The 21,230-nt window shown below is 71.8% G+C and carries 21 protein-coding genes; 14 read left to right on the forward strand and 7 right to left on the reverse strand.

Annotation, left to right across the window (positions count from 1 at the left end):
- The first annotated feature begins 143 nt into the window (after positions 1 to 143).
- Together Pen02_RS14335 and Pen02_RS14340 are read left to right on the forward strand one after the other, a co-directional pair.
- Positions 144 to 674 (forward strand): pyridoxamine 5'-phosphate oxidase family protein, encoded by a 531-nt coding sequence (locus Pen02_RS14335; protein ID WP_203866493.1) that lies wholly within the window; start codon positions 144 to 146, stop codon positions 672 to 674.
- 34 nt (positions 675 to 708) lie between these two features.
- The gene (locus Pen02_RS14340) at positions 709 to 3,255 is read left to right on the forward strand and encodes an excinuclease ABC subunit UvrA (RefSeq protein WP_203866494.1); all 2,547 of its coding nucleotides are present in this window, start codon (positions 709 to 711) and stop codon (positions 3,253 to 3,255) included.
- A gap of 152 nt (positions 3,256 to 3,407) precedes the next feature.
- Here the strand turns inward: Pen02_RS14340 and Pen02_RS14345 are convergent, their stop codons facing one another.
- Positions 3,408 to 4,583 (reverse strand): NAD-dependent formate dehydrogenase, encoded by a 1,176-nt coding sequence (locus Pen02_RS14345; RefSeq protein WP_203866495.1) that lies wholly within the window; start codon positions 4,581 to 4,583, stop codon positions 3,408 to 3,410.
- A 203-nt stretch (positions 4,584 to 4,786) separates the two neighbouring features.
- On the opposite strand from Pen02_RS14345, the gene Pen02_RS14350 reads away from it, so the two are divergent.
- The 12 genes from Pen02_RS14350 (at position 4,787) to hypE (ending at position 15,367) form a co-directional block, all read left to right on the forward strand.
- Positions 4,787 to 5,833, forward strand: a complete 1,047-nt coding sequence (locus Pen02_RS14350; protein ID WP_239140662.1) for an NADH-quinone oxidoreductase subunit B family protein — start codon at positions 4,787 to 4,789, stop codon at positions 5,831 to 5,833.
- 31 nt (positions 5,834 to 5,864) lie between these two features.
- Entirely contained in the window at positions 5,865 to 7,658 is a 1,794-nt protein-coding gene (locus tag Pen02_RS14355; RefSeq protein ID WP_203866496.1) for a nickel-dependent hydrogenase large subunit, read from the forward strand.
- Positions 7,659 to 7,666: 8 nt separating this feature from the next.
- Complete coding sequence (locus Pen02_RS14360; protein WP_203866497.1) at positions 7,667 to 8,224, forward strand: NifU-related iron-sulfur-binding protein; 558 nt, start codon at positions 7,667 to 7,669, stop codon at positions 8,222 to 8,224.
- The gene (locus Pen02_RS14365) at positions 8,221 to 9,120 is read left to right on the forward strand and encodes a DUF5947 family protein (RefSeq protein ID WP_203866498.1); all 900 of its coding nucleotides are present in this window, start codon (positions 8,221 to 8,223) and stop codon (positions 9,118 to 9,120) included. The genes Pen02_RS14360 and Pen02_RS14365 overlap by 4 nt, the downstream gene beginning before the upstream one ends.
- Positions 9,117 to 9,329 (forward strand): hypothetical protein, encoded by a 213-nt coding sequence (locus Pen02_RS14370; RefSeq protein ID WP_203866499.1) that lies wholly within the window; start codon positions 9,117 to 9,119, stop codon positions 9,327 to 9,329. Before Pen02_RS14365 ends, Pen02_RS14370 begins: the two co-directional genes overlap by 4 nt.
- Positions 9,330 to 9,343: 14 nt before the next feature.
- Complete coding sequence (locus Pen02_RS14375) at positions 9,344 to 10,030, forward strand: DUF6084 family protein (RefSeq protein WP_203866500.1); 687 nt, start codon at positions 9,344 to 9,346, stop codon at positions 10,028 to 10,030.
- Complete coding sequence (locus tag Pen02_RS14380) at positions 10,027 to 11,244, forward strand: hypothetical protein (RefSeq protein ID WP_203866501.1); 1,218 nt, start codon at positions 10,027 to 10,029, stop codon at positions 11,242 to 11,244. Before Pen02_RS14375 ends, Pen02_RS14380 begins: the two co-directional genes overlap by 4 nt.
- The gene (locus Pen02_RS14385; protein WP_203866502.1) at positions 11,241 to 12,113 is read left to right on the forward strand and encodes a hydrogenase maturation protease; all 873 of its coding nucleotides are present in this window, start codon (positions 11,241 to 11,243) and stop codon (positions 12,111 to 12,113) included. The genes Pen02_RS14380 and Pen02_RS14385 overlap by 4 nt, the downstream gene beginning before the upstream one ends.
- Before the next feature lie 112 nt (positions 12,114 to 12,225).
- Positions 12,226 to 12,795, forward strand: a complete 570-nt coding sequence (locus Pen02_RS42545) for a hydrogenase maturation nickel metallochaperone HypA (protein WP_203866503.1) — start codon at positions 12,226 to 12,228, stop codon at positions 12,793 to 12,795.
- A complete protein-coding gene (locus Pen02_RS14395) occupies positions 12,773 to 13,045 on the forward strand; it encodes a HypC/HybG/HupF family hydrogenase formation chaperone (RefSeq protein ID WP_203866504.1) in 273 nt (90 codons plus the stop codon). Before Pen02_RS42545 ends, Pen02_RS14395 begins: the two co-directional genes overlap by 23 nt.
- A gap of 16 nt (positions 13,046 to 13,061) precedes the next feature.
- Positions 13,062 to 14,189, forward strand: a complete 1,128-nt coding sequence (gene hypD, locus Pen02_RS14400) for a hydrogenase formation protein HypD (RefSeq protein WP_203866505.1) — start codon at positions 13,062 to 13,064, stop codon at positions 14,187 to 14,189.
- A complete protein-coding gene (gene hypE / locus Pen02_RS14405) occupies positions 14,186 to 15,367 on the forward strand; it encodes a hydrogenase expression/formation protein HypE (protein ID WP_239140664.1) in 1,182 nt (393 codons plus the stop codon). The genes hypD and hypE overlap by 4 nt, the downstream gene beginning before the upstream one ends.
- Here hypE and hypF read toward each other — a convergent pair.
- The 6 genes from hypF to Pen02_RS14435 all read right to left on the reverse strand — a co-directional run bounded on the left by hypF (position 15,296) and on the right by Pen02_RS14435 (position 21,159).
- Positions 15,296 to 17,683 carry a carbamoyltransferase HypF gene (hypF, locus tag Pen02_RS14410; protein ID WP_203866506.1) on the reverse strand — a complete coding sequence of 796 codons (2,388 nt, stop codon included), beginning with the start codon at positions 17,681 to 17,683 and terminating at the stop codon, positions 15,296 to 15,298. The two genes, hypE and hypF, sit on opposite strands and share 72 nt — an antisense overlap.
- 35 nt (positions 17,684 to 17,718) lie before the next feature.
- On the reverse strand, positions 17,719 to 18,375 hold the full coding sequence (locus Pen02_RS14415) for a D-sedoheptulose-7-phosphate isomerase (RefSeq protein ID WP_203866507.1): 657 nt from the start codon (positions 18,373 to 18,375) through the stop codon (positions 17,719 to 17,721).
- Positions 18,372 to 18,629 (reverse strand): HypC/HybG/HupF family hydrogenase formation chaperone, encoded by a 258-nt coding sequence (locus Pen02_RS14420; protein WP_203866508.1) that lies wholly within the window; start codon positions 18,627 to 18,629, stop codon positions 18,372 to 18,374. The genes Pen02_RS14415 and Pen02_RS14420 overlap by 4 nt, the downstream gene beginning before the upstream one ends.
- On the reverse strand, positions 18,626 to 19,225 hold the full coding sequence (locus Pen02_RS14425) for an SIS domain-containing protein (RefSeq protein ID WP_203866509.1): 600 nt from the start codon (positions 19,223 to 19,225) through the stop codon (positions 18,626 to 18,628). The genes Pen02_RS14420 and Pen02_RS14425 overlap by 4 nt, the downstream gene beginning before the upstream one ends.
- 157 nt (positions 19,226 to 19,382) lie before the next feature.
- A complete protein-coding gene (locus Pen02_RS14430; protein WP_203866510.1) occupies positions 19,383 to 20,273 on the reverse strand; it encodes an NAD(P)-dependent oxidoreductase in 891 nt (296 codons plus the stop codon).
- Positions 20,266 to 21,159 (reverse strand): NAD(P)-dependent oxidoreductase, encoded by an 894-nt coding sequence (locus tag Pen02_RS14435; protein ID WP_203866511.1) that lies wholly within the window; start codon positions 21,157 to 21,159, stop codon positions 20,266 to 20,268. The genes Pen02_RS14430 and Pen02_RS14435 overlap by 8 nt, the downstream gene beginning before the upstream one ends.
- Between the last annotated feature and the right edge of the window lie 71 nt (positions 21,160 to 21,230).

A 21,230-nucleotide genomic window follows, 5' to 3' on the forward strand; every position in this document is an offset into this window, starting at 1 on the left:
AGGCGCCCGCCCGGCGATGTCCGGAAGACCCAGGAAAACCTGACGCAGGGTGTCAGATTTTTCGTCGAGCATGGTTCCGCCGCTCGGCGTCGATGGTGGGCGTCGACCGGGCACAGGTAGACACGGAAAAGACAAGGACTGTCATGCGCGAAACCCCAGAAGATCTCGAAGAGTTGCAGGCCCTGCTCGACGCCTCCCTCTCCGGCTCCGCCTCGCACCTCCGCTCGATCATCAACACCGAGCGCACACTGACCGCGGAGCAGCTCACCCAGGTACTCACCGGCATGTGCACCCTCGCCCTGTCCACGGTCACGGCCAAGGGCGAGCCACGGATCAGCGGGGTGGACGGGCACTTCCTGCACGGCAAGTGGTACTTCGGCACGGCGCGCGACGCCGTCAAGGCGCGCCACCTCGCGGCCCGGCCCGCCGTCAGCGCCGCACACATGCGCGGCGAGGACCTGGGCGTGTTCACACACGGCAAGGTGGAGATCCTCAACCCCCGGGACGGCGAGCCGGCCACGGGCTGGCCGGACGTGCTCGCGTACCTGAAGGACTTCTACGGCGACGACCTCTTCGACTGGGACAACGAGGTGGTCTACTACCGGCTGCATCCGCACTGGATGACCGTCTACGCCCCCGACCTCGGCAAGCTCACCGGGGCCTCCCGGTCCTGATCCGCGACCCGGCATCGTGAGAGGTGAACGAAGGTTGACTGCATTCGTAGGGGACGTCGGAGGTGCCGGGAGCGGCACCATCGACGTGCTGGGGGCCCGTACCAACAACCTGCGGGACGTGTCCGTGAGCATTCCCAAGGGGCGGCTCGTCGCCTTCACCGGAGTGAGCGGCAGCGGCAAGACCTCGCTGGCCATCGACACCCTGCACAACGAAGCCCAGCTTCGGTACCTGGAGGGGCTTTCGCCGTTCGTCCGGCAGTACATCACGCAGCGCAACCGGCCCAAGGTCGACCGCATCCTGGGTCTCGGCGCGACGCTCGCGGTCGACCAGCGCCGTCTGAACCGCAACCCCCGCTCCACGGTCGCGACGATCACCGGCATCGACGGGCACCTGGGACTGCTGTACTCCCGCCTTCCGGGAATCGGCGCGGACCCGGCGGCGGGCAGTGCGGACGGGTACCTGACGACCGGCCACTTCGACCGGAACTCGCCGGAGGGGAGCTGCGCGGACTGCCACGGGGTGGGCGGGCGCTGGCAGGCCCAGGAGGACCTGGTCATCACCAACCCGGAGCTTCCGCTCTTCGCGGGAGCGTCGCCCTGGTACGCGAAATGGCGGTCCGGGGAGCACGCGTTCGTACCGGCGCTCGCCGAGAAGCGCGGCGTGGACCTCGACCGGCCGTGGCAGTCGCTGCCCGAGGAGTTCCGGCACGGTGTGCTGTACGGCACGGGTGACGAGAAGATCGAGGCGACCGTCGACATACCGAACAAGAACGAGACGGCGTTGCTGACCTACACCTCCAGCCAGCCGCTGCGGGGCGCGCTCGCCGAGGTGGAACGGGTGTTCGTGAACGCCCAGACGTCCAGCGCCAAGCAGCGGTACCTGCCGTACATGCGCAAGCGGCCCTGCGGCACCTGCGGCGGCAGCGGGTACGACGAGGTGGCCCGGTCCGTGCGGCTCGGCGGGCTGACCTACCCCGACCTGCTCGAAGTGGAGGTACGGGAGGTGCGCGCCTGGGCGCGGCGCGTGGCGGACGACCTGGGCACCCGGCAGCGCGAGGTGGGTGAGCCGCTGCTCCAGGATCTGGGCCGCAGGCTCGGAATCCTGGACCGGCTCGGCCTGGCCCACCTCCAACTGTCCCGGAGCGCGGCGACGCTGTCCGGGGGCGAGTTGCAGCGGACCCGGCTCGCCGCCCAGCTCAGCACGGAGCTGAGCGGCATCGTCTTCGTGCTGGACGAGCCTGGGACGGGGTTGCACCCGGCGGACAAGGCGCACCTGCTCGACGTCGCCCTGGAACTGCGCGAGGCCGGCAACACGGTGCTCCTCGTCGAGCACGACCCCGAGCTGATCGCCATGGCCGACTGGGTGATCGACATGGGGCCCGGCGCGGGCCGTCTTGGCGGCGAGGTACTGGTGTCGGGGCCGCCCGCCGACGTGGCCGCCGACCCGAGGTCGCTGACCGGGCGCTACCTGGCGGGTGCGGCGCCGCAGCTACGCCGGACCCGCCGTCCGGTCGCCCACGGCCGGCATCAGCACGTCGAGCCCGGCGACGACACCGGCTGGGTGGAGCTGCACGGACTGCGTGCCCACAACGTGACCGCAGAGCTGGTGCGATTTCCCGCCGGTCGGCTCACCTGCCTGACCGGGGTGAGTGGGAGCGGCAAGAGCAGCCTGCTCGGTGCGCTCGGGGCAGGCGTGGCGGCTGCGCTGAACGGGACGGCGACCGACACGGTGCGGGAGGTGATCGGTATTGACGGGTTCAGTTGGGTCGCCGTCGTCGACCAGGAACCGCTCGGCCGGACGCCGCGGTCCAACCCGGCCACGTACAGCAAGGCGTTCGACATCGTCCGTAAGCTGTTCGCCGAGACCGAGGCGGCGTACCGGCGTGGCATCACCGCCTCCTGGTTCAGCTTCAACACCGCCGGTGGCGGGCGCTGCGAGACCTGCACCGGTTACGGCCGCAAGCTTGTCGACATGCACTTCCTGCCGGACGTGTGGGTGGTCTGCGACGCGTGTGAGGGCCGGCGCTACCAGCCGGAGGCTCTGGAGATCAGATATCAGGGGTTGGCCATCGACCAGGTGCTGGAGCTGACCGTCGCCGAGGCCGTGGAGCGGTTCGCCGCGCCCCGGCAACTCGCGGAGACCCTCGGAGCCCTGCACCAGGTCGGGCTCGGCTATCTCCAACTCGGCCAGAGCGCCACGGAGTTGTCCGGCGGCGAGGCGCAGCGACTGAAGCTGGCCTCGGCGATCCAGCGCGGTGCGGCGAGCCGCAAGGCCGGCCTCGTCGTTCTCGACGAGCCCGTCTCGGGTCTGCACCCGTCCGACGTCCAGCGTGTGGTGGACGCGCTCGACGTGCTGCTCGACTCGGGCAACACCGTCGTCGTGGCCGAACACCACATCCCCGTCGCCGCGTCGGCGGACTGGGTGATCGACCTGGGGCCGGGAGCTGGTCCGGACGGGGGTGCGGTGGTCGCGGAGGGCACCCCGGACGCGGTCGCGACGGCGGACACCCCGACCGCCGGTTTCTTCCGGCGGTACGCGGCGGGCCTGCCGCTCCTGGAGGTGCGGCAGGGTGTGCGGTGACCGGCCCAGGTCGCCAAAACACGAGGGACATGACGCGCCGTCCCGCGTCACGTCCCTCGTGCTGGCAGTACCGGCATTCCACGACACCGACGGACCAGGTCGACACCGCCGCTCCCGGGCCGGTGTCCTGATCGGACTTCCGGCCCGCTCGGCTACCGTGCCGGCGTGGAGGTGTTGGTCGAGTACGAGTGTGAGCCGGTGCCGGCGAGTCCGCCCTTGTCGACGATGAGGTACTCGTCGCGGATCGGGGCGCCGTCGAGCCAGGACTCGAGGATCTCCCGGGTACCGGCGGCGTAGCGGGCCTGGGCGGAGAGCGACGAGCCGGAGATGTGCGGGGTCATTCCCTGGTGCGGCATGGTCCGCCAGGGGTGGTCCGGCGGGGCGGGTTGGGGGTACCAGACGTCTCCGGCGTACCCGGCGAGTTGGCCGCTGCGCAGGGCGCGGTCGACGGCGTCGCGGTCGCAGATCTTCGCCCGGGCGGTGTTGACCAGGTACGCGCCGCGCTTCATGCTGCCGATCAGTTTGTCGTCGAAGAGTCCTTCGGTTTCCGGGTGCAGCGGTGCGTTGACGGTGACGACGTCGCAGTGCGGCACCATCTCCGCCGCGCTGGCGTGGAAGGTGAGCCCGAGTTCCTCCTCGACCGCCCGGGGCAGCCGGTGCCGGTCGGTGTAGTGCAGTCGTACGTCGAACGGCTTGAGCCGGCGCAGTACGGCGAGTCCGATCCGGCCGGCGGCGACGGTGCCGACCTGCATCCCTTCGACGTCGTAGGAGCGGGCGACGCAGTCGGCGATGTTCCAGCCGCCGTCGGTGGCGATGCGGTGTGCGGGCAGGTAGTTGCGGACCAGTCCGAGGATCATCATGACCACGTGTTCGGCGACGCTGATGCTGTTGCAGTAGGTGACCTCGGCGACGGTGACGTTGTGCGCGATCGCGGCGTCGAGGTCGACGTGGTCGGAGCCGATGCCGGCGGTTATCGCGAGTTTGAGGTTGCGGGCCTTCGCGATCCGTTCGGCGGTGAGGTACGCCGGCCAGAACGGCTGGGAGATGACCACGTCGGCGTCGGGAAGTTCCCGGTCGAAGGCCGAGTCGGGACCTTCCTTGTCGGAGGTGACGACCAGGGTGTGCCCGCGCTGTTCGAGGAAGCGGCGTAGTCCGAGTTCGCCGGAGACGCTGCCGAGCAGGTGGCCGGGGGTGAAGTCGATTCCCTGCGGGGTCGGGGTGGACTGGCCGCCGGGGTAGTGGTCGATGCGTGGCAGGTCGTCCCGGGCGTAGGAGGTGGGGTAGCCGTCGACGGGGTCGTCGTAGAGCACGCAGAGGATTTTCGCCATGGGTTCGGCTCCGATTCGCTGGCGGGATGTTGTATACAGCATTCCGTCGACGCAATCGGGGGTCAAAATGAAACTCGCTATCACGAGATAGCCGCAGGCTATCTCCGGCCACCTGAGGGAATCAGGGCATTCGCCCGCTATCCCGGGACGACGCTGATAGGAAGGAACCGGTAGCCGAAACCGACATAGCGGGCGGAACTGACGTGACCGGAACTGCGCAGGGCACAGGCATCGACGAGATCCACATCCTGTGGACCTCGGAGGGCATGAGCTGTGACGGTGACTCGGTCTCCGTCACGGCGGCGACGTTGCCGAGCGTGGAGGACGTGGTCCTCGGCCTGGTACCCGGCCTGCCCAAGGTGCATCTGCACAACAAGTTGCTGGCGGTGGAGACCGGCGCCGGGTTCATGGCGGCCTTCCACCAGGCCGCCCGGGGCGAGCTGGGGCCGTTCATCCTGGTGATGGAGGGGTCGATCCCCAACGAGAAGATCAACGGGGACGGCTACTGGACCGCGATGGGCAACGATCCGGTGACCGGCGAGCCGATCACCGTGAACGAGTGGCTCGACCGGCTGGCCCCGAAGGCGTGGGCGGTGCTGGCCATCGGCACCTGCGCGACGTACGGCGGCATCCACGCGATGGCCGGCAACCCCACCGGCTGCATGGGTCTGGCCGACTACCTCGGACCGGACTTCCGGTCGGCGGGCGGGCTGCCGATCGTCAACGTACCGGGCTGCCCGGTACAGCCGGACAACTTCATGGAGACCCTGACCTGGCTGCTGTACCAGGCCGCCGGGCTGGCCCCGACGATCCCGCTCGACCAGCAGCTCCGGCCGACCTGGCTGTTCGGCAAGACGGTGCACGAGAGCTGCGACCGGGCCGGCTACTACGAGCAGGGCGACTTCGCCCGGGACTACAACTCGCCCAAGTGCCAGGTACGGATCGGCTGCTGGGGGCCGGTGGTCAACTGCAACGTACCGAAACGCGGCTGGATGGACGGGATCGGCGGCTGTCCCAACGTCGGCGGGATCTGCATCGGCTGCACCATGCCGGGATTCCCGGACAAGTTCATGCCGTTCATGGACGAACCACCGGGCGCGACCCTCTCCTCGGTCGCGTCCGCCACCTACGGGTCGCTGATCCGTCGGCTGCGCGGCATCACCAACCACGCGGTCAACAAGGAACCGAAATGGCACCACAACCGCCCCGAGCTGACCAGCGGGTACCAGCCGCGCTGGCCGAGGACGTAGACCGCCCGGGATCGGGTCAGGAAGGCACGGCATGGCTCTGCAACAGGAGACCGAGCAGGAGTCCCGCGAACTCGTCGAGATGTCCTGGGACCCGATCACCCGGATCGTCGGCAACCTCGGCATCTACACCAAGATCGACTTTCGGAACCGCGAGGTGGTCGAGTGCAAGAGCACCTCGTCGATCTTCCGGGGCTACGGCGTGTTCATGCGCGGCAAGGACCCCCGGGACGCGCACTTCATCACCAGCCGGATCTGCGGCATCTGCGGGGACAACCACGCCACCTGCTCGATCTACGCGCAGAACATGGCGTACGGGATCAAGACCCCGCCGCTCGGTGAATGGATCATCAACCTGGGCGAGGCCGCCGAGTTCATGTTCGACCACGTCCTCTACCAGGACAACCTGGTGTTCGTGGACTACTGCGAGCAGATCGTCAAGGAGACCAACCCGAGCCTGCTGCGCCGGGCCGAGACCACCGAGGCGCCGCGCGGGAACGTCCACGGGCTGCGGACTATCGCGGACATCATGCGGGCGTTCAACCCGTTCACCGGCTCCATGTACCGCGAGGCGCTCCAGATGAGCCGGCTGACCCGGGAGATGTTCTGCCTGATGGAGGGGCGGCACGTCCACCCGTCGACGCTCTATCCCGGCGGGGTCGGCACGGTCGCCACACCGCAGCTCTTCACCGACTACCTGGTACGGCTGCTGAAGGTCCTCGACTTCGTCAAGAAGGCCGTCCCGATGAACGACGACCTCTTCGACTTCTTCTACGAGGCGCTGCCCGGCTACGAGGAGGTCGGCCGGCGCCGGATCATGCTCGGCTGCTGGGGCGCCTTCCAGAACCCGGCGGTGGTGAACTACGACTACCGGCACATGGACGAGTGGGGCAAGGCGATGTTCGTCTCGCCCGGCATCGTGCTGGACGGCGCGCTGCGCACCACCAACCTGGTCGACATCAACCTCGGCATCCGGATCCTGCTCGGCAGTTCGTACTACGACGACTGGCAGGGCGAGGAGACGTTCGTCGAACGCGATCCGCTCGGCAACCCGGTCGACAAGCGCCACCCGTGGAACCAGACCACGCTGCCCAAGCCGCAGAAGCGGGACCTGGAGAACGGCAACTACAGCTGGGTGATGAGCCCGCGCTGGTTCGACGACCGCTCCCAGCAGCACCTGGCGCTGGACACCGGGGGCGGCCCGCTCGCCCGGCTCTGGTCCACCGCGCTGGCCGGCACTGTCGACACCGGTACGGTCCGGGCCACCGGGGACAGCGTCGAGATCAACCTGCCGAAGAGCGCGGCGTTCCCCGAGATGCAACTCGAATGGAAGATCCCGAAGTGGGCCAACACCATCGAACGCAACCGGGCCCGGATCTACTTCGTCGCCTACTCGGCCGCGATGGCCGTGTACTTCGTCGAACAGGCGCTGGCCGAGGTCCGGGCCGGCCGGACGAAGGTGTTCACCGACTTCGAGGTACCGGAGGAGGGCATCGGCTGCGGCTTCCACGAGGCGGTACGCGGCCTGCTCTCGCACCACATGGTGATCCGGGACGGCAAGATCGCCAACTACCACCCGTACCCGCCGACGCCGTGGAACGCCAGCCCTCGCGACAGCTACGGCACCCCGGGTCCGTACGAGGACGCCGTGCAGGGTACCCAGATCTTCGAGGAGAACGGGCCGGAGAACTTCAAGGGCATCGACATCATGCGTACGGTGCGCAGCTTCGATCCCTGCCTGCCGTGCGGCGTGCACATGTACCTCGGCGACGGCCAGGTCCTCAAACGGCTGCACTCGCCCACCCTCGGCACCAGCGTCCCCGGCTGAGTACGACGATGACACTGACCGACCGGGCCGCGACAGAGCTGGTCGACCGGGCCGAGGGACTGCTGGAACGGGTCGCGTCCGGAGCCGACCCGGCGCTGCGGGCGGACGCGGTCGAACTGGTCCGGGCGCTGCTGGAACTCTACGGCGAGGGACTGGCCCGGATCATCGCGACGGCGGTCCGGGCCGGCGGCGACGACCTCGTCACGGAACTCGCCGCCGACGGCCTGGTCGCACATCTTCTGCTGCTGCACGGGCTGCACCCGGTGGAGACCGCCACCCGGGTCGCCGACGCGGTCCGGACCTGGTCCCGCGCCAGCGGGGTACCGGCCGAACTGCTCGACGTGGCCGGCGACACCGTCCGGTTGCGGCTGCCGGCCGCCGGCACCGGCTGCGGGTCCTCCACCGCCGCCGGCCTGGCGGAGGCGGTCCGGGCGGCGGCTCCGGAGATCGCCCACGTCGACGTCGAGCAGTCCCGGCCGGCACCGGCGCTGATCCCGGTCGGCAGCCTTCGGCGGCATCGGCACGGCGACGACCAGCCGGCGGCACCGGTCGGGACGGACCGATGACGTCCCGTCCGCCATCCCGCGACACCGTCCGGTATCCGGTCCGGCCCGCCGGGCTGCGCCGGCTCGTGACCCGGTCGAACACCAGCCAGCCGAACCGAGCAGACCAGGTGGAGCCGGCGGGGCCGGCGGGCCAGGCGGGGCCGGTGGAGCAGGTGGGAGCGGTGGCACGGGCGGGCGACGGCGCGCAGCGGTGCGACCTGTGCGCGGCGGAGGTCCCGGCGGAACACCGGCACCTGGTCGACACCGCCGACCGGGTGCTGCGCTGTGCCTGCCGGGCCTGCGCCCTGCTGTTCGACCGGCCGCCCGGCGATCCGGCCCGCTATCGGCTGGTCCCCGACCGGCGGTGGCGGCTGACCGGGTTCGCGCTCGACGACGCGGCCTGGGCAGGTCTGCGGATCCCGGTCGACACGGCGTTCTTCTTCGTGGATTCCGGGGCGGGCCGGACGGTGGCCTTCTACCCGAGCCCGGCCGGTGCGGTGGAGTCCCTGCTCGACCTCGCGGACTGGGCCCGGCTGGTGACGGCGAACCCGGTGCTCGACCGGCTCGTCCCGGACGTCGAGGCGCTGCTGGTGCACCGGACGCCGGACGTCCGGGAGCACTGGCTGGTACCCATCGACGACTGCTACGACCTGGTCGGGCTGATCCGCAGCCGGTGGACCGGACTCGCCGGTGGACCGGACGTGTGGCGCGAGATCGCGGCCTTCTTCACCCGGCTGCGCGACCGGGCCCGACCACTGCCCGCCACCCCCGCCACCCCCGCCGGCACCGCCGGGAAGCTGACCGATCCGACCAGCGCGACCGGTGGCACCGCCGGGAAGCTGACCGATCCGAACAGCGCGACCGGTGGCACCGTCGGGACGCTGACCGATCCGACGAGTTCGAGGAGGCACGGATGACCGACGGGATCAGGACGGGGCGGCCCGACGTACGCCCCGACACGCCCTCGCACACCAAGGGCACCCACCAGGGCAACGCCTGCGGACACTACGAGCGGGCCAAGGGCCACCTGCCCGACGGGCGGTCCACCGCCGCGCGCTCCACCGGGATCAACCCGAAGTCCCGGGACCCGATCGACCCCGGCATGCCCAACCTGTCGCCGGCCTGACCGTGGAGCATCCGATGACCGCCGTCGGCTCCGTGGGGCCGGTCCAGGAGGCCGCGCCGACGCTGACCGTCGCCGTCGAACGGGCCGAGGCGGTCGACTTCGCGGCCGTGCCGACGCTGCGGTTCCGGGCCCGCGTCGGCGCGCCCGCCGGCCTGCCGGTCCGGGCGATCACGCTGGCCACCCAGATCCACCTCGCGGCGGACCGCCGCCGGTACGACGCCGACGAGACGGATCGGCTGCGCGACCTCTTCGGCCCGCCCGAGGGGTGGGACCGGGCGCTGCGCGGACTGCTCTGGACCCACGCCACCACGCAGGTGCCGCCGTTCACCGGGGAGACCGTCGTCTACATCCTGGTGCCCTGCACGTACGACTTCGAGGTGGCGGCGGCGAAGTACCTGCACGCGCTGGCCGACGGTCAGGTACCGCTGGAGTTCCTCTTCTCCGGCACCGTCTTCTACACCGTCGACGGACGGTTGCGGGCGGCGCACATCCCGTGGGACACCCGGGCCACCCACGGGATGCCGGTGCGGGTGTGGCGGGAGTTGATGGAGCGGCACTTTCCCGGCAGCGCCTGGCTGCGGCTGGACCGGGACACCGTCGACCGGTTGCGGGCCTACCAGGCACGCCATGCCCTGGCCACCTGGAGCGAGACCGTCGAACGGCTGCTCGGCGACACCGGACCGACCAGGAGCGGCGGATGAGCACGGACCCGGTACGACAGATCGCCCAGGCGGTGCTCTACGAGGGCTACCTGCTGTGGCCGTACCGCCGGTCGGCCCGGAAGAACCAGCAGCGCTGGACCTTCGGCGGACTCTTCCCACCGGAGCACTGCGCGGCCGGCGGCACCGGCGACACCCCGTCGACCCAGACGGAGTGCCTGGTGGAGGCGGACGGGCCGGCCCGGCTCGACGTGGAGGTACGGTTCCTGCACCTGGTCACCCGGCGAGTCCGGGAACCCGGCGGGGCGTGGCTGCCGGAGTTGACCGTGCACGGGCAGCGCCACCTGGCGGGCGAGGAGTCGGTCGAACGCAGCGCGGTGGTCACCGGACTGTCGTTGGCGGGACTGGTGGCGGCCGGGTACCGGATCGAGCTGGGGTACCCGGCCGGCGAGGTCGTCGAGGAGCTGACCGACGCGGGTGGACGTACCGTCGGAGAGGTGGTGCGCGGCTGGCAGACGCTGCGCGGGCAGGTGGAGATCGGGGCGGAACGACTGTCGGCCGGGCTGTTCCGGGTCGCCGTGCGTACCCGCAACACGACCTCGTGGTCCGGGGACTCCCGGGCCGAGGCGGCGCATCGGGCGCTGCTGTCGGCGCACACCGTCCTGCGCAGTGGCCAGGGCCGGTTCGTCTCCGCGACGGACCCGCCGGAGGAACTGCGCCCGCTCGCCTCGACCTGCCGCAACGTCGGCGCGTGGCCGGTGCTGGTGGGCGCCGAGGGTGACCGGCGCACCCTGCTGTCCGCGCCGATCATCCTCTACGACTATCCGCAGATCGCTCCGGAGAGTCCCGGCGACCTCTTCGACGCCACCGAGATCGACCAGCTACTCACCCTGAGCATCCTGTCGCTGACCGACGAGGAACGGCGGGAGGCCCGGGACACCGACCCACGGGCCCGGGAGATCCTTGACCGGTGCGCCGAGCTGTCCCCGGCGGAGCTGCTACGACTCGGTGGGCGGCTCCGCGAGGTCCGCCGGCCGTCGGCACCGGTCTCCTCGCCACCAGCCGCTTCGGCCTCGGCGGTTTCGGCTTCGGTCGCTTCGGCCTCGGCGGTTTCGGCTTCGGTCGCTTCGTCGGCGTCGGCGTCGGCGTCGGTTTCGGTTTCGGCTTCGTCGGCGTCGGCGTCGGCGTCGGCGTCGGCTTCGGCAGCGGCGGCGGCGTCGGACTCGGCGGTGGCGCCGGTCGGGGAGCGGTCGTGAGCGGGACGGACTTCTGGACCCGGATGGAGAGCCGGGGCCCGGACAGCGTCGTGGTGGCCGGCAGCACTGTCCGGGCGGGCAGCCGGGTACGGCTGCGTCCGCGCGGTTCCGCCGACATCTTCGACCTGGCGCTCGGCGGCCGGGTCGCGGTGGTGCGCAGCGTGGAGCAGGACGAGGCGGGTGAGCTGCACCTCGCGGTGACCCTGGAGGACGATCCGGGCAGCGACCTCGGCGACGCCCGGCTGCCCGGTCACCGGTTCTTCTACGGGCTGGCCGACGTGGAGCCACTCGGTCCGGCGAGTACCGACGCCGCTCCGGTGCGGGTACTCGTCGCCGGGATCGGCAACGTCTTCCTCGGCGACGACGGTTTCGGCGTGGCGGTGGTACGTCGGCTCGCCGAGCGGCCGTGTCCACCCGAGGTGGACGTGGTGGAGTTCGGCATCCGGGGCATGGACCTGGTCTACGCGCTGCAACGCGACTACGCGGCGGTGGTCTTCGTGGACGCGGCGCCCCGGGGCGAGCCGGCCGGCACCCTCACGCTGCTCGACGCGGCGCAGGGCTGGGCCGGGCGCTCCACGGTGGAGCCGCACGGGATGGATCCGGTCAGGGTGCTGCGGTTGGCCGCCGAACTCGGCCGGGTGCCGGAACGCAGGCTGGTGCTCTGCTGCGAGCCGGCGACACTGCCGACCGAGGTGCTCGGCGAGGACGTGCTGGTCGGGCTGAGCGCGCCGGTCGAAGCAGCGGTGGAGCAGGCGGTCCGGCTGGTCGAGCAGACCCTGTCGGAACTGATCGCCGCTGGGTCCGACCGGGCCCGGCGGTCCGCACCGGTGGACGACCCGCCGGACGGCGACCCGGGAGACCCGAGATGAAGACCAAGTTGTACGCGGTGGCGGTTCTGGCAGCCGCCGGCATTTCTGCCCTTTTAGTGCTTGAATGGTCTGGATTGAAGCGCTATGTGAAGATGGAGCGGATGTAGCGAATATGCACGAGATCGGGATGTGTGCAGGGCTGGTCGACCTGATCGGGGAACGGGCGGCCGGCCGACCGGTGCGCGACGTGCGGATCCGGGTCGGCGTCCGGCACGCCGTACTCGACGACGCCTTCGACCAGGCGTTCGCCATGGTCGCCGCCGGCAGCGCGGCCGAGGGCGCCACCGTCGACCTGGTGGTCACCCCGACCAGCGTTACCTGCCGCTCGTGCGGGCACCGCGCCGACTCGCTGGACACCCTCGCCGTCTGCCCGAACTGCGGCGGAGCCGACGTGGAACTGTCCGGTGGCGACGAACTGGTGCTGGAGTCGATCCGGTTCGGCCCGGCCGACCAGCCGGCGGACTCGCCGATGAATTCGGTGCCGGTGGACCCGGTGCCGGTGGGCTCGTTGCCGGTGGATCCGGTGCCGGCGGACCGCTCGCCGGTGGACCCGTTGCCGATGAATTCGGTGCCGGTGGATCCGGTGCCGGCGGGCCCCTCGCCGGTGGACCCGGTGCCGGCACCGGGCCGGTTCCGCGCCGCACGGGAGGAGCCGGCGGATGTGTCTGGGTATCCCGGGTGAGCTGGTCCGGTTCGTCGCCGACCAACCCGACCTGGCCCTGGTCGAGGTGAGTGGCGTCGGTCGCCGGATCAACGTCGCGCTGCTCGCCGACGAGCAGTTGCAGCCCGGCGACTGGGTACTGGTGCACGTCGGTTTCGCCCTGTCGAAGATCTCCGAGACCGAGGCCCAGGCCGTACTGGCCTACCTGGAGGAGATGGGCCAGCCGTACGCCGACGAACTCGACGCGCTGCGCACCTCCAACATCGGCTGAGAACGGAAGGCATCCCATGCGGTTCGTCGACGAGTACCGCGACGCGGGCCGGGCCCGCGCGCTGGCCGGGCAGATCGCCGCCCGGTGCCGGCCGGGCCGGGAGTACAAGTTCATGGAGGTCTGCGGCGGCCACACCCACACCATCTACAAGCACGGCCTGGAGGACTACCTCCCGGAGAACGTGACACTGGTGCACGGGCCCGGTTGCCCGGTCTGCGTCATCCCGATGGGCCGGGTCGACGACGCGATCCACATCGCGGAGCAGCCGGACGTGATCATGACCTCGTTCGGCGACATGATGCGGGTACCGGGTGGGCAGAGCTCCTTCCTGGACGCGAAGGCGGCCGGCGCCGACATCCGGATGGTCTACTCACCGCTCGACGCGCTGAAGATCGCCCGACAGAATCCGCACCGCCGGGTCGTGTTCATGGCGATCGGCTTCGAGACCACCGCGCCGTCCACCGCGATGACCGTACTCCGCGCCGCCGAGCAGGGCGTCGACAACTTCTCCGTGTTCTGCAACCACGTCACGATCATCCCGGCGATCAAGGCGATCCTCGACTCGCCGGACCTGCGGCTCGACGGCTTCCTCGGCCCGGGGCACGTGTCGACGGTGATCGGCTGCCGGCCGTACGACTTCATCGCCCGGGAGCACGGCAAGCCGCTGGTCGTCGCGGGCTTCGAGCCGCTGGACATCCTCCAGTCGGTGCACATGCTGCTCGGTCAGCTCGCCGACGGCCGCTGCGAGGTGGAGAACCAGTACGCCCGGGTGGTGCCGGAGGACGGCAACCCGATCGCGCTGGCCGCCATCGCCCGGGTGATGCGGCTGCGCCCGTACTTCGAGTGGCGGGGACTGGGGTTCATCCCGTACTCCGCGCTCGGGATGGCCGACGAGTACGCGGCCTTCGACGCGGAACGCCTCTTCGAGGTACCCGGAATCCGGGTCGCGGACCCGAAGGCGTGCCAGTGCGGCGAGGTCCTCAAGGGCGTGCTGAAGCCGTGGGAGTGCAAGGTCTTCGGCACCGCCTGCACCCCGGAGACCCCGATCGGGACCTGCATGGTCTCCGCCGAGGGCGCCTGCGCGGCGTACTACAACTTCGGCCGGTTCAGCCGGGAACGGGTCCGGGAGGCGACGCGGGTGTGAACGAGGAACGGGTCGTACCGCAGCGCCAGGCGGAGTGGGCCGAACGCGCGGTGCGGGACGCGCTGCGGGAGGCATCCGACCCGGTGCCGGCCGGACCCGACCGACCCGGCCGGGAACAGCAGGTGCTGCACCGGATCGAGCGCGCCCGCAGCCGCCGGCCCACCGTCCGGGAGGAGCGGATCACCCTGGCCCACGGCGCCGGTGGCAAGGCGACGCAGACCCTGGTCGAGGCGATCTTCCTGGACGCGTACGGCAGCCCGGGGCAGGGCCCGCTGGAGGACGGTGCGGCCCTGCCGCTCGGCCCGGCGCGGGCGGTACTCACCACGGATTCGTTCGTCGTCTCGCCGCTGTTCTTCCCCGGCGGCGACATCGGCGACCTCGCGGTCAACGGCACCGTCAACGACCTGGCCGTCTGCGGCGCGACGCCGCGCTACCTCTCGGCCGGGTTCATCCTGGAGGAGGGCTTCCCCGTCGCCGACCTGCGCCGGATCGTCAGCTCGATGGCCAGCGCGGCACGGGCGGCCGGCGTGTCGATCGTCACCGGCGACACGAAGGTGGTGCAGCGCGGGAAGGCCGACGGCTGCTACATCAACACCGCCGGGGTCGGACTGCTCGAACGGCCGGTCGCGCTCTCGGTCGGCAACGCGCGCCCCGGTGACGCGATACTGCTCTCCGGGCCGATCGGCGAGCACGGCACGGCGATCATGATCGCCCGGGGCGACCTGGACATCGAGGCCGACCTGCGCTCCGACACCGCCGCCCTGTCCGAGGTCGTCGCCCGGCTCCTCGACGCGGTTCCCGGCCGGGTCCGGGCACTGCGCGACGCGACCCGGGGCGGCGTGGCCACCGTACTCAACGAGGTGGCCGGTGCGTCCCGGGCGGCGATCGTGGTCGACGAGTCGGCGATCCCGATCCGTCCCGAGGTCACCGGCGCCAGTGAACTGCTCGGCATCGACCCGCTCTACGTCGCCTGCGAGGGCCGGTTCGTCGCCGTCGTCGACGGCGGGTACGCCGAACCGGCACTGCGGGCGCTACGCGGTCATCGGCTCGGCGCGGAGGCGGCGATCATCGGCCAGGTCCGGGCCGACCCGCCGGGCCTGGTGCTGCTACGCACGGGAATCGGCGGTACCCGGATCGTGGACCTGCTCGTCGGCGACCCGCTGCCCCGGATCTGCTGACCCGGGCTCACCCGCCCCGGACCGCGCGGCGGCCACCCGGTCCAGGGCGGCGGCCACCGCGACTTGGCCGAGACTGATCCCGCCGTCGTTGCACGGCACCCGGTGGTGCGTCAACACCCGCAGACCGTGCCGGGTCAGCCCGTCGGTCACCGCACCGAGCAGCAGCGGGTTGCCGAAGACCCCGCCGGACAGGGCCACCGTGCCCAGGCCGGCGGTCTCGGCGATCCGCCGCACGGCGGTGACCGTCGCCGCCGCGAGCCCGTGATGGAAGCGCGCCGCGATCACCGCGGGCTGCACGCCGCGCCGCAGATCCGCCAGCACCCCCCGGACCAGGTCGACGCCGTGCACGCCGACGACGGGCGCGCTGACACCGTGTACGCCGCCGCCGGGCGGGTCGACGGTGGGCGGGCCGGTGACGGTCACCGGGTAGCCGTCCCGGACGCCCGGGTCGGCCAACTGCTCCAACTCCACCGCCGCCTGTCCCTCGTAGTCGACCACGTCCCGCACCCCGAGCAGGGCGGCGACGGCGTCGAAGAGCCGTCCGGCGCTGGAGGTCGGTGGCGAGTTCACCCCGCGCGCCGCGAGCCGCAGCACGTCGGGCCACCGGTCGGCGTTCCGGCGTACCACGTCGAGTCCGTCCGGCACCTGCCCGTCGTAGGCGGCGGAGAGGTAGGCCGCCGCCATCCGCCACGGCTGCCGGATCGCCGCCGTACCGCCCGGCATCGGTACCGGCAGCAGGTGGCCGGCGCGCACGAATCCGGTCAGGTCCGCCACCAGCAACTCCCCGCCCCACACGGTGCCGTCGGTGCCGTACCCGGTGCCGTCGAAGGCGACCCCGACGACCGGCCCCGGTTCGCCGTTCTCGGCCAGACAGGCGGCGACGTGCGCGTGGTGGTGCTGCACCGCGACCAGCTCGACGTCGGGCAGCGCGCGGGCGTACCGGGTGGACGGGTAGTCCGGGTGCAGGTCGTGCGCGACCACCGCCGGGGTCACCCCGAACAGTCGGCACAGCCGCGCCACCCCGTCGGCGAAGGCGACCGTACCCGGATAGCTGTCCAGGTCGCCGACGTGCGGGGAGAGGATCGCCCGTCGCCCGTCCGCCAGGCAGAACGTGTTCTTCGTCTGCCCGCCGCAGCCGAGCACCGGACGCGGCGACGGCCACGGCAGCACGATCGGCTCCGGGGCGTACCCCCGGGCGCGCCGGACGGAGGTCGGCCGGCCCCGGACGACCCGGACCACGGAGTCGTCGCACGGCGCGTGGATCGGTCGGTCGTGCCGCAGTACCGCGTCGGCGAGCCCGGGAAGTCGCCGCCCGGCGTCGTCGTCCCGGTGCACGATCGGCTCGTCCGACACGTTCGCACTGGTCAGGACCAGGGGGCGGTCGAGTGCTCCGGCCAGCAGATGGTGCAGCGGTGTGTACGGCAGCAGCACGCCGAGCAGCCGGTCCCCCGGGGCCACCGACGGCGCGACCGGGGCGCCGGCCCGGCGCGGCAGCAGTACGACGGGACGGCGGGCACCATCGAGCAGCCGCGCGGACACCTCGTCGAGTACGCCGAGCCGGGCCGCCTCGGTCAGGTCCCGGGCCAGCACCGCGAACGCCTTGCCGGGCCGGCGTTTCCGGGCGCGCAGCGTCGCGACGGCCTCCTCGTCGGTGGCGTCCACCGCGAGGTGGTATCCGCCCAACCCCTTGACCGCGACCACCGCGCCCTGGTCCAGCCACGCGGCGGCGGTCCGCACCGGGTCGCCGGGTACCGGTGTGCCGTCCGCGCCGACCAGCTCCAGCGTCGGACCGCAGGCGGGACAGCAGACCGGCTGGGCGTGGAACCGGCGGTCACCCGGATCGTGGTACTCCCTGGCGCAGTCCGGACACATCGCGAAGCCCGCCATCGTGGTACCGGGACGGTCGTACGGCAGGTCGGTGACGATGGTGTACCGGGGCCCGCAGTTGGTGCAGTTGACGAACGGGTACCGGTGCCGCCGGTCCGCCGGGTCGAAGAGTTCGGCGAGGCAGTCGGCGCAGGTCGCCGCGTCCGGGGCCACGGTGGTGGATCGGCTGCCGGTGGGCCGGCTCGGGGCGATCTCGAAGGTCCGGCTCCCGGTGACCGGGATGCGGGTCACGTCGACCCGGTCCACCTCCGCCAGCGCGGGTGCCCGGTCCCGTACCGCGTCGACCAGCGCGGTCACCGCCGGCGCCGCCCCCTCGACCTCGATGAAGACGCCGCCGGGATCGTTGCCGACCAGCCCGGAGAGGCCGAACTCGGTGGCCAGCGCGTACACGAAGGGCCGGAACCCGACGCCCTGGACGGTCCCCTCCACCCGGACCCGGCACCGCACCGCGCCGCCCACCGGGGTCAGCCCGGTCCCGCCAGCGCCTGTTGGACCAGCTCCCACAGCACGTGGTAGACGGTGGTCTGCGCCTCCTGGATCCGGTGCACCGACGACGACGGCACGACGAAGAGGTGGTCGACGGTGCCCGCCTCGGCCATCCGGCCGCCGCCCGAGCCGGCCAGTCCCACGGTCAGCATGCCGAGCCGGCGCGCTTCGGTGAAACCGTCCAGCACGTTGGTCGAGCCGCCGCTGGTCGACAACCCCACCGCGATGTCCCCGCGTCGGCCGAAGACGGCGAGTTGGCGGGCGAAGACCACGTCGAATCCGACGTCGTTGCCGAGCGCCGAAAGCAGCGCGACGTCGGCCGTCAGCGACGTCGCGGGCAGGGCCCGGCCGCCGGGGTCGGGGGCGAGGAAAAGCTGCGCGACCGAGGCGGCGTCGGTGCCGCTGCCGCCGTTGCCGAAGGCGTACAGCCGGGCGCCGGACCGGAACGCCGCCGCCAGGGCGTACCCGCAGGCGTCGAGTTCCGGGCCGTACCGCTGGCGTACCTGTTCGCGCAGGGTCACGATCTGCCGGACCTTTTCCACTGTGGACCGGGTGACGGCGGTGAGCAGGGCGTCGGGGTCGTCGGCACCTGGCCGGAGGAAGGGATACAGGGCCAGGGCGTCGGGCGCGGTCACCGGTCCGTCCTTCCGGGCGGGGCAGGGGCGATTCCGATCGCCTCCTTGGCGTGCACCAGGACGGTGTCGCCGACCCGGGCCGAGACCAGCGCGACACTTACCTCCTCGTGGCCGGCCGCCGTCTGCACCAGCGCGAGCCGGTCGGGCCGCAGTTCCAGCACCGTGCCGGGTTCGGCGTGGTCGCCGCAGGTCAGGCAGACCTCGTCGGCGCACGCCGGCCGGGGCGCCGGATCGGTCGCGGAATCCCCGGTCATCGCACCGCCTCCCGGGCACTACTGTGCGGCGCCGGCTGGTCCAGGAAGACCTGCACCAGTTCCCAGAGGATGTGGTAGACGGTCACGTGGATCTCCTTGGCGATCCGTGGGTCGTCGGTCCGGGCCGCGAACCAGTGCCGCACGCCGGGCAGCACCGGCTCGGTCGTACCGGTCAGCGCGACGGTCAGCAGTCCGCCGCTCACCGCCTCGGCCAGGCCCCGCCGGACGCTCCGGCAGAGCGGGCTCGGACCGATGCCGACCGCGATGTCGCCCGGGCGCCCCAGCATCCGCAACTGCGCCGCGAACGCCTGGCCGTGGCCGTGGGCCCGGGTCACGGCGGTCAGCGCGGCGCCGTCGTTGACCAGCGAGATCGCCGGTAACGCCCGGGCACCGACGACGGCCGGATGGACGAACTCGACCGCCAGGTGTGCCGCGTCGGCGGCCCCCGCACCGGTACCGAAGGCCAGTAGTCGGCCGCCGGCCCGGAACCGGGCGGCCATCTCGTGGGCGGCACCGGCGATCAGTGGTGCTTCCTCGGCGACCGCCTCGGCCGGCGGTAGGCGACGGGCGAACGCCAGGTCGGACGGAGCTGTCACGCGATCCCTTCTTCGGCCGAGGACGGCACCGGCCGTCGACTGTGGCTGCGGTGACGGTCGGCCCGGATGACGGAACGGTACCGCGACTCGAAGAAGTTTGTCCGGTTTTCACCCGGAGTGGAGCGCGCGCGCCCACTGTAGGAGGCGCAACGGCGGCTCACCGCTGCCCGGCGTCCCTGGGCCGCAGCAGCTCGAACACGCTGGAGAAGCTCTCCTCCCCGTGGCCGTCGGCCGACCGTCTGTCGAGCAGGGCCCGCAACGGTTCGTGTACGTCGCCGCCCACCCCGTTGGCCCGGCTGATCCGGACGAGGTTGTCCACCGCGACCCGGTTCAGGTCGACCGTGGAAACGCCGCCGTCGTAGGCCCTCGCCCCGGCCTCCCGGGCCAGCTCGGGCAGGAACTGTGCCATTCCGGTCAGCCACCTGGAAGCCAGTGGGGCGAAGTCCGCCGGAGCGGTACCCAGTGCGTCGAGCAGCGCCGCGGCGTGCAGGAATCCGGTGAGGGCCGCGTACCCGGTGCCCAGCAGGGCGAGGTCGTGGATCTCCGCCAGACCGGGATCCGCGCCGAAGTAGTGGCTGGACGCCATGACGTCCAGTTCGGCGCGGTAGGTGGTGAAGGCCCGCTCGGAACCGCTGTAGAGGAAGAATCCTTCCGGGGTGGCGACTGTCTGCGGCAGCGCCATCATCGCGCCGTCGAGATAGTCGGCACCGTGGTCGGTCGCCCAGGAGGCCAGCTCCCGGGCCTGCTCCGGGGCGCCGTTGGCGAGGTTGACCAGGACCCGGCCGGACAGGGCGGAGGCGGCCGGTCCGAGTACCCGCCGTACGGCGTCGTAGTCGAGCAGTGGGACCACCACCAGCGGACTGGCCGCGACCGCCTCGGCGGGGGTGGCCGCGTGGACGGCGCCCTGCGCGACGAGGCCGTCCGCCTTTCCCGTGGTGCGGTTCCACACGGTCGTCGGGTACCCGGCGCGGAGGAACGCGGCGGCGATCGGCGTGCCCATCCGGCCCAACCCGAGGACCGTCACGTTCGGCCTGCCCTGCTCAGACATTGCTGGCGCCCTTCCGGATCGTCTCGACCACGCTCGCGATGCCGTCGCCGCCGAACCCCGCGCCCGCCGCCCGGTCGAGCAACGCCTTGACCAGCTCCGGCACGTCCGTGCCGACGCCCTGGGCGGCGCTGGTGTCGAGAAGGTGCTGCATCGCCGCCGCGTGCACCCGTACGGTTCCGTCGTCGTCCGGGTAGCGGCCGTCCTCGATCTGGCGGGCGTGGTCGGCCATCAGCGAGGTGACGAACGGCATGTGGCCGGTCGCCACCGTGGCGAAGGCGGTCGGGTCGACGCCTTCCGCGCCGACCAGGGCGACGGCGTGGTAGAAGCCCGCCAGGGCACCCCAGGCAAGACCGAACAACGCGGTGTCGTACAGCGCGGCCAGCGCCGGGTCGGCACCGAGGTGTACGGCGTTGCCCAGGCTCGTCAGCACCGTCCGGTGCTCGGCGAACGCCGCCGGGGAGCCACTGAAGACGAACAGCGCCTCGGGCCGCCCGACCAGGCGGGTACCGCTCATCGCGGCGCCGTCCAGGTACGCCGCGCCGTACCCGGCCGCCCAGTCGGCCATCCTGCCTGCCTCCTCGGTCGTGCCGGAGGTCAGGTTGACCAGTACCCGGCCGCGCAGGCTCCCGGCCACCGGATCGAGCAGGCTCCGCACGATCCCGTAGTCCGGTAGGCGGACCACCACCAGGGTGCTCGCCGCGACCGCGTCGGCCACGGTGGCCGCACCGAGGGCACCCTGCGCGACGAGCGCGTCGGTCTTCTCCGCGCTGCGGTTCCACCCGGTCGTCCGGTAGCCGGCGGCCAGGAAAGCCTGGGCCAGCCGGGTGCCCATCTGACCCAGCCCGATGACCGACACCGTGCGCGACTGCTTTTTGTTCTCCGACATCCGAGCGCTCCTCGTTCCATGTGCGACAGGTGCCCGGGTGGATGACCCGAGCTGCGAGAACACCGTGCCTG

Origin of the sequence: Plantactinospora endophytica (assembly GCF_016862915.1) — a bacterium.
In the GTDB taxonomy this organism is placed as follows: domain Bacteria; phylum Actinomycetota; class Actinomycetes; order Mycobacteriales; family Micromonosporaceae; genus Plantactinospora; species Plantactinospora endophytica.